The organism is Hydrogenophaga sp. L76 (genome assembly GCF_057654755.1).
On sequence record NZ_CM172807.1, the window covers coordinates 2,571,204 to 2,577,500 of the forward strand.

A 6,297-nucleotide genomic window follows, 5' to 3' on the forward strand; every position below is an offset into this window, starting at 1 on the left:
TAGACTGGTTCTCAATGAACGCCGTGACCAGCGCCGCAGATCAGATCCGCATGCATCTGCAGCGTGTGGCGCATCTGCGTGAGCAGGCCCTCGACGCCGGCTTGGCCAGCGCCGTGCACCAGGTCAAGCAGCTGCAGGCGAGGCGCTTTCGCGCCACCTACGCCGACTTCCTTGTCCAGCCTCGCTACGCGGAAGCCACCCGTTTTTTCCTCGACGAGCTCTACGGTGAGCACGACTTCACCGAGCGCGATACGCAGTTCGGGCGCATCGCGGGGGCCATCGAACGCATGTTTCCGGACGCTGTGGCGGAGCTCGCGGTGGATCTGGCCGAGACCCACGCGCTCACCGAAACGCTGGACCACCAACTGGCGACGCACTGGTTGGCCCAGGACAGTGGCTGCAGCGAAGCCGAGCGCTATGTGCGCAGCTGGCGCCTCACCGGTGAACGCCCGCTGCGCGACCGGCAACTCTCGGTGGTGAAACACATGGGCCGCGAACTGCAGCGGCTGACCCGGATGAGGTCCCTGTCCATCGCGCTCAAACTCATGCGAAAGCCCGCGCAGGCGGCCGGCCTGTCTTCTTTGCAACAGTTTCTGGAGAGCGGGTTTTCGGCTTTTTCCTCCCTGGGCGACGCCCAGGCGTTCCTGGCGACCATCAACGAGCGCGAGCACGCGTGGATCGATACCCTGTTTGATGCCGCGCCAGACAGCTGCCAGCGGGCGCTCGCCGACGAGCTGGCGCGGGCCTGAGTCGTTTCAGCGCCCTCTGTGCTTTGGGTGACACGGTCCTAGGGCTGGCCCTGTGTGCCAACGCGGTTCTGCCCGCCAGAATGCACCCAGAACAACACCCGTCATGAACATGAACCGTCCCTGGCTGTCCCACTACCCCGCTGGCGTTGCACACGACGTTCAACCCGAGCAATACCGCTCACTGGCCACCCTGCTGGAAGAGTCGCTGCGAAAGAACGCGCGACAACCCGTGTCCGTGTGCTTGGAGCGCTGGATGAGCTACGGCGATCTCGATCAACACAGTGCGGCCCTGGGTGCCTGGCTGCAGGCCAAGGGACTCGCGCCGGGTGCACGTGTGGCCATCATGTTGCCCAATGTGCCCCAGTTCCTGGTGGCCATGGCCGCCGTGGTGCGCGCGGGCTACACGGTGGTCAATGTCAATCCCCTGTACACCGCGCGAGAGCTGGAACACCAACTCAAGGACTCCGGCGCCGAAGCCATCGTCATCCTGGAAAACTTTGCCCACACACTCGAAGAAGTCATCGACGTCACCCAATTGCGCCACGTGGTGGTCGCCAGCCTGGGCGACCTGCTCGGCTTCTGGTATGGCCGCTGGATCAGTTTCGCCGTCCGGCATCTGGCGAAGCTGGTCCCCGCTTACAAGCTGCCTGTGACCGGCGTACTGGGACCGCGCACCATTTCCAGCTTCCGCCAGGCGCTGGCCGAAGGTACCAGCCAGACACTCAAACCCAGCCTGGCCCAGGCCGATGACATCGCGTTCCTGCAGTACACCGGAGGAACCACCGGCCTCTCCAAAGGCGCGGTGCTCACCCACCGCAACATCATCGCCGCTGTCTTGCAAGCCGAGGCCTGGTTCCAGCCCGCGCTTGCGCGCGTTGGTGATATCCGCGTGGTCAACGCCATCGCGGCACTCCCGCTGTACCACATCTTCGCGCTCACGCTCAGCCTGCTGACCATCCGCTGGGGAGCACACATGACCCTGATTCCCAACCCCAGGGACGTGCCCAAACTGGTTGAAACACTGAAGCGCCGCCCGTTTCACTTGCTGCCGGCGGTCAACACCCTGTTCAACGCCTTGCTGCAGAACCCGCAGTTCCGCCAGCTCGATTTTTCCAGCCTGGCGCTGTCGCAGGCGGGCGGCATGGCTGCTTCAGAGTCAACCGCCAAGCAATGGCTCAAGGTCACTGGCTGCCCCATGATTGAAGGTTGGGGCATGAGCGAAACCTGTGCCATTGGCACCAACAACCCGGTGATCAACCGCGACTTCACAGGCACGATCGGGCTTCCCTTGCCCGGCATCGCCATCGCCATCAAGGACGACGACGGCAACAGCCTTCCGCTGGGCACCCCCGGGGAAATCTGCATTCAAGGACCCAACGTCATGACGGGCTACTACAACCAGCCCGAAGAGACGACTCAGGCGTTCACGGCAGACGGGTACATGCGCACGGGCGATGTCGGCATCATGGACGAACGGGGCTACACCCGGATCGTGGACCGCAAGAAAGACATGATCTTGGTTTCCGGCTTCAACGTCTTTCCCAACGAACTGGAGAACGTCATTGCCATGTGCCCCGGCGTGCTGGAATGTGCCGCCATTGGCGTGGAAGACGCGAAACAAGGCGAAGCTATCAAGGTGTTCGTGGTGCGCAGCGATCCAATACTGGGAGAGGAAGACGTGGCCCGGTACTGCCACGACAACCTCACCGGCTACAAACGCCCCAAGTACATCGAATTCCGCGACGAACTCCCCAAGACCAACGTCGGCAAGATCCTGCGGCGCGCGCTGCGTGCGCCGGTCTGACGGACCTCTCAGGCAAAACACACCCATGATTGAAGCGCCTTCTGTCGCGGAAACCCTCAAGGCGGTGGGCGCCACCGTTTTCGAACGGGGGTGGCTCTCGGCCAACAACACCTTGATTCGAGGCGAGGGTCCCACGGCACTCGTCGATTCCGGCTATGGCAGTCATGTCAGCCAGACACTGGCTCTGGTGACCGGCGAGCTTGCTGAGACGCCGCTGGACGTGTTGCTCAACACCCACCTCCACAGCGACCATTGCGGGGGCAACGCTGCGCTGCAGCACAGGTATCCCCAGCTCATGACCTTGATTCCGCCAGGGCAGGCCGACAGCGTCGCCAATTGGGACCCCGTCGCGCTGACTTACACACCTACTGGCCAACAATGCCCTCCTTTTCGACACCAGGGTTTACTGCTCCCGGGTCAAGAACTGCAGCTGGGCTCCTGGCGCTGGCAAATACACGGGGCGAAAGGTCATGACCCGCATTCGATCATCCTTTTCCAGCCCGACCATCGGGTTCTGATCTCCGCTGATGCCTTGTGGCAAAACGGATTTGGTGTCGTCTTCCCAGAACTGGAAGGACTGTCCGCGTTTGAGGAAGTGGGAGAAACACTGGACTTGATCGAAAGCCTGAAACCGCAGAGCGTGATTCCGGGCCATGGCAGCGTGTTCCAGGATGTCGGGCCAGCGATCATAAGAGCCCGAAGCCGGTTAGCGCAGTTCACCCGTTCGCCGGAAAAGCACCATCGACACGCGGTCAAGGTTTTGATCAAGTTCCGATTGCTGGAATGGCGAACAATAGCGCGAAACGATTTGCTGGCGTGGGCCAGAAATACGCCTTATCTGAGCAACACGATGCCGACCGACAGCGATCAACAACAAAAGGAATGGCTGGATCGCTTGCTCACAGAATTGGAAAGCAGCAACGCACTGCGGTTGGACGGCAATCTGGTGATCAACACTTGATTGATACCAAGCCGGCTCGCCAACAGGTGTGACTAACAGACCCAGGAAAGCCAAAACCCCCAGGTACGCGAGGTACGAGGGGGTTGTGGGGTAGTAAGAGCCTGACGATGACCTACTTTCACACGGGAATCCGCACTATCATCGGCGCAAAGTCGTTTCACTGTCCTGTTCGGGATGGGAAGGAGTGGTACCAACTTGCTATGGTCGTCAGGCATAACGGGTTGTCCTTGCTGTGCTGATGCACAACAGGGACGAATTCATAGAGTTTCGAATCAGCTCATTTTGATTGCTGCCAACGATGTAGGCCAACGAGGGTTGTCCTACGGGGCATAACAATAACATTTGCACTTGGACGATTATCGTCAAAGTTATAGGGTCAAGCCTCACGAGCAATTAGTATCAGTTAGCTTAACGCATTACTGCGCTTCCACACCTGACCTATCAACGTCCTGGTCTTGAACGACTCTTTAGGGGGCTCAAGGCCCCGGCAGATCTCATCTTGGAACGAGTTTCCCGCTTAGATGCTTTCAGCGGTTATCTCTTCCGCACTTAGCTACCCGGCAATGCCACTGGCGTGACAACCGGTACACCAGAGGTGCGTCCACTCCGGTCCTCTCGTACTAGGAGCAGGCTTCCTCAAATCTGCAGCGCCCACGGAAGATAGGGACCAAACTGTCTCACGACGTTTTAAACCCAGCTCACGTACCTCTTTAAATGGCGAACAGCCATACCCTTGGGACCGGCTACAGCCCCAGGATGAGATGAGCCGACATCGAGGTGCCAAACACCGCCGTCGATATGAACTCTTGGGCGGTATCAGCCTGTTATCCCCAGAGTACCTTTTATCCGTTGAGCGATGGCCCTTCCATACAGAACCACCGGATCACTATGTCCTGCTTTCGCATCTGCTCGACTTGTCAGTCTCGCAGTTAAGCACGCTTATGCCATTGCACTATTAGCACGATGTCCGACCGTACCTAGCGTACCTTCGAACTCCTCCGTTACACTTTGGGAGGAGACCGCCCCAGTCAAACTGCCTACCATGCACTGTCCCCGATCCCGATAAGGGACCTAGGTTAGAACCTCAAACACACCAGGGTGGTATTTCAACGTTGGCTCCACAAGATCTAGCGACCCTGCTTCAAAGCCTCCCACCTATCCTACACAGATCTGTTCAAAATTCAATACAAAGCTACAGTAAAGGTTCATGGGGTCTTTCCGTCTTTCCGCGGGGAGATTGCATCATCACAAACATTTCAACTTCGCTGAGTCTCTGGAGGAGACAGTGTGGCCATCGTTACGCCATTCGTGCAGGTCGGAACTTACCCGACAAGGAATTTCGCTACCTTAGGACCGTTATAGTTACGGCCGCCGTTTACTGGGACTTCGATCAAGAGCTTGCACCCCATCAATTAATCTTCCAGCACCGGGCAGGCGTCACACCCTATACGTCCACTTTCGTGTTTGCAGAGTGCTGTGTTTTTAATAAACAGTCGCAGCCACCAATTTTTTGCAACCCGTTCGTGCTCAGATGTTCTCATCACACTACAAGGGCACACCTTCTTCCGAAGTTACGGTGTCAATTTGCCGAGTTCCTTCTCCAGAGTTCTCTCAAGCGCCTTAGAATACTCATCTCGCGCACCAGTGTCGGTTTGCGGTACGGTCAATTACAAGCTGAAGCTTAGTGGCTTTTCCTGGGACCTCGTTCAGTTACTTCGCGAGCAAGCTCGCTCGATCAACAGCCTCGGTATATGACACGCGGATTTGCCTACGTGTCGCCTACATCTGTCTAAACCGGCACATCCAACCGCCGGATAACCTATTAAGATCCGTCCCCACATCGCACTTGTAATCGGTACAGGAATATTGACCTGTTTCCCATCAGTTACGCATCTCTGCCTCACCTTAGGGGCCGACTCACCCTACGCCGATGAACGTTGCGTAGGAAACCTTGCGCTTACGGCGAGGGGGCTTTTCACCCCCTTTAACGCTACTCATGTCAGCATTCGCACTTCTGATACCTCCAGCATCCTTTACAAGACACCTTCACAGGCTTACAGAACGCTCTCCTACCACTTGCAATAAATTGCAAATCCGCAGCTTCGGTAACTGGCTTAGCCCCGTTACATCTTCCGCGCAGGACGACTCGATCAGTGAGCTATTACGCTTTCTTTAAATGATGGCTGCTTCTAAGCCAACATCCTGACTGTTTTAGCCTTCCCACTTCGTTTCCCACTTAGCCAATTTTAGGGACCTTAGCTGGCGGTCTGGGTTGTTTCCCTCTTGAGTCCGGACGTTAGCACCCGGTGCTCTGTCTCCCAAGCTGTACTCGTCGGTATTCGGAGTTTGCCTTGGTTTGGTAAGTCGCCATGACCCCCTAGCCAAAACAGTGCTCTACCCCCGACGGTAATACTTGAGGCACTACCTAAATAGTTTTCGGAGAGAACCAGCTATTTCCAAGTTTGTTTAGCCTTTCACCCCTATCCACAGCTCATCCGCTAATTTTGCAACATTAGTCGGTTCGGACCTCCAGTACCTGTTACGGCACCTTCATCCTGGCCATGGATAGATCACTTGGTTTCGGGTCTACACCCAGCGACTGAATCGCCCTATTCGGACTCGGTTTCCCTACGCCTTCCCTACTCGGTTAAGCTTGCCACTGAATGTAAGTCGCTGACCCATTATACAAAAGGTACGCAGTCACCCCTTTCGAGGCTCCTACTTTTTGTAAGCATGCGGTTTCAGGATCTATTTCACTCCCCTCCCGGGGTTCTTTTCGCCTT

The 6,297-nt window shown here is 57.2% G+C and carries 3 protein-coding genes and 2 rRNA genes (1 of these 5 cut by a window edge); 3 read left to right on the forward strand and 2 right to left on the reverse strand.

What is annotated here, in order from left to right:
* The first annotated feature begins 14 nt into the window (after positions 1-14).
* The 3 genes from AC23D4_RS12310 (at position 15) to AC23D4_RS12320 (ending at position 3,514) form a co-directional block, all read left to right on the forward strand.
* Positions 15-749, forward strand: a complete 735-nt coding sequence (locus AC23D4_RS12310) for an FFLEELY motif protein (RefSeq protein ID WP_472888782.1) — start codon at positions 15-17, stop codon at positions 747-749.
* Positions 750-858: 109 nt separating this feature from the next.
* The gene (locus AC23D4_RS12315; RefSeq protein WP_472888790.1) at positions 859-2,553 is read left to right on the forward strand and encodes an AMP-binding protein; all 1,695 of its coding nucleotides are present in this window, start codon (positions 859-861) and stop codon (positions 2,551-2,553) included.
* Positions 2,554-2,578: 25 nt separating this feature from the next.
* Positions 2,579-3,514 (forward strand): MBL fold metallo-hydrolase, encoded by a 936-nt coding sequence (locus AC23D4_RS12320; protein ID WP_472888783.1) that lies wholly within the window; start codon positions 2,579-2,581, stop codon positions 3,512-3,514.
* Positions 3,515-3,613: 99 nt separating this feature from the next.
* Here AC23D4_RS12320 and rrf read toward each other — a convergent pair.
* Both rrf and AC23D4_RS12330 read right to left on the reverse strand, forming a co-directional pair.
* A 5S ribosomal RNA gene (rrf, locus tag AC23D4_RS12325) occupies positions 3,614-3,726 on the reverse strand.
* A 160-nt stretch (positions 3,727-3,886) separates the two neighbouring features.
* Positions 3,887-6,297 (reverse strand): 23S ribosomal RNA (locus tag AC23D4_RS12330) (it continues 468 nt past the right edge of the window).

What these genes read in the sequence shown, in the direction of transcription:
- AC23D4_RS12320 (WP_472888783.1), top strand. Translation starts at nt 2,579, where the DNA reads ATGATTGAAGCGCCTTCTGTCGCGGAAACCCTCAAGGCGGTGGGCGCC.
- AC23D4_RS12310 (WP_472888782.1), top strand. Translation starts at nt 15, where the DNA reads ATGAACGCCGTGACCAGCGCCGCAGATCAGATCCGCATGCATCTGCAG.
- AC23D4_RS12315 (WP_472888790.1), top strand. Translation starts at nt 859, where the DNA reads ATGAACCGTCCCTGGCTGTCCCACTACCCCGCTGGCGTTGCACACGAC.